Origin of the sequence: Asaia sp. SF2.1 (assembly GCF_000505765.1) — a bacterium.
Classification (GTDB): Bacteria; Pseudomonadota; Alphaproteobacteria; order Acetobacterales; family Acetobacteraceae; genus Asaia; species Asaia bogorensis.
Window position 1 is genome coordinate 16,371 of record NZ_AYXS01000034.1, and the last position, 1,542, is coordinate 17,912.

A 1,542-nucleotide genomic window follows, 5' to 3' on the forward strand; every position below is an offset into this window, starting at 1 on the left:
ACCATCATAGTGCCCTTTTGCGGGCGGATCACGCCGCGCGAGAGGCAAGAGAGCCTTGAGTCGATCAATGCCTGCCTGAACAATATAAGGGTCATGCCGTTTGAGGACCTGACAGACGGAGAGCGACGTACGGCGCGTATGGCTGTGGTCGCCAACCCGGATCCGGCTGATCTGTCCGACCTACCCATGCTTGAATGGGTGCAAAGTCTGTGGGCCGGGGTCGAGCGGCTGGTCGAGGAAATGCCGAACCCGGCGATACGCATTGTCAGGATGACTGATCCGCAGCTGGCGCTTACGATGTCAGAGGCGGTGCTGGCCTGGACGCTTTATCTGCATCGCGACATGCCGCTTTATCGCGAGCAGCAGACAAAGGCGCGCTGGTGTCAGCATCCGCTCGTCTTACCGCAGGACCGCCCTGTCGGTATTCTGGGCATGGGGAATCTGGGGCGAGCGGCTGCGCAGAGATTGAAGGAAAACGGCTTTCCCGTGATGGGCTGGAGCCGCACGCCGTGGGCAACGGCGGATATTCCCATGACATACGGTCCATCCGGGCTCGAAGCCCTGTTGAGGCAAAGTGCGATTGTTGTGGTCCTTCTGCCACTGACGCCGCAAACCCGTGGACTGCTTGATGACTGGCGTTTCGGGCAGATACGCGAGGGGGCATCACTCATCAATTTTGCCCGGGGTCCGATTATCGATCAGGCGGCGCTGGGTAGGGCGCTTGACCGTGGGCACCTGTCGCATGCTGTGCTTGATGTTTTCGAACGTGAGCCTCTGCCGAAGGACGACTGGTTGTGGAGTCATCCCAAGGTGACGGTACTGCCTCATATCTCTGCCCCGACCCAGACGGGGACGGCCTCGCAGCTTGTGGCGCGTAACCTTCAGGCGTTTTACGATCAGGGTGTTATCCCTGCCTGTGTCCAGCGCGATGTCGGGTACTGACAGGCGGGCCTGAACGTCAAAAAAATCTTATAGTGCCGTCGCTGCTGGTGGGCTCGCTGGCCGATGCCGGGGGCCGAGGGTCATTTGATCCTTGTGGATCAGACGGGTGGCACTATCCACGCATCTCCGGGACTTTCCCATCAGAGCAGCACGATGGGCGTCTTTCTGACCAGGACCGGACGGATATAGAGGCGGATTGAACGGCTCGGCGAGACATGGGCCGCGACAGGGACGGTGGGTCTTGCGTCTGATTTTGTGGATTGCGCTGGAATGGCAAGTCGTCAGAGTGAACCTGCCATCCAGACAAGGTGCTCCGGCGTTGTCGTGAGGCGGACAACGCCGAAGGTGGGCGGGGTTTACTGGTCGTACATCGGGCGAAGGGTTTTGCCCGTTGCGGCAGCAGGTGCCTGAGGGGCGGCACTGCTGAGATTTTCGAACTGCTCGGGGTGCTGCGAGATATTGACGCCGCCAACGGGCTGCGGGTGGTGCAGATCGTCATATTGCAGCGGTGTGATGGAGAGCGTCTGATCCATCGTGGGCAGGAGCTTCACGTTCCAGCCGCCGCCAAGGGCGCGGACCAGTCCGATATCAGCCTGGTAG

Annotated in this window: 1 protein-coding gene and 1 pseudogene; one reads left to right on the forward strand and one right to left on the reverse strand. The window is 60.6% G+C overall.

All coding sequences use genetic code 11. The features are described from left to right. Positions 1 to 942, forward strand: a 942-nt coding sequence (locus P792_RS31305; RefSeq protein WP_200863482.1) for a glyoxylate/hydroxypyruvate reductase A, incomplete at its 5' end; no start/stop codon positions are given. Positions 943 to 1,298: 356 nt separating this feature from the next. Here the strand turns inward: P792_RS31305 and P792_RS38905 are convergent. After that, positions 1,299 to 1,542 (reverse strand): annotated as a pseudogene (locus P792_RS38905) (secretion protein); the annotation flags it as partial.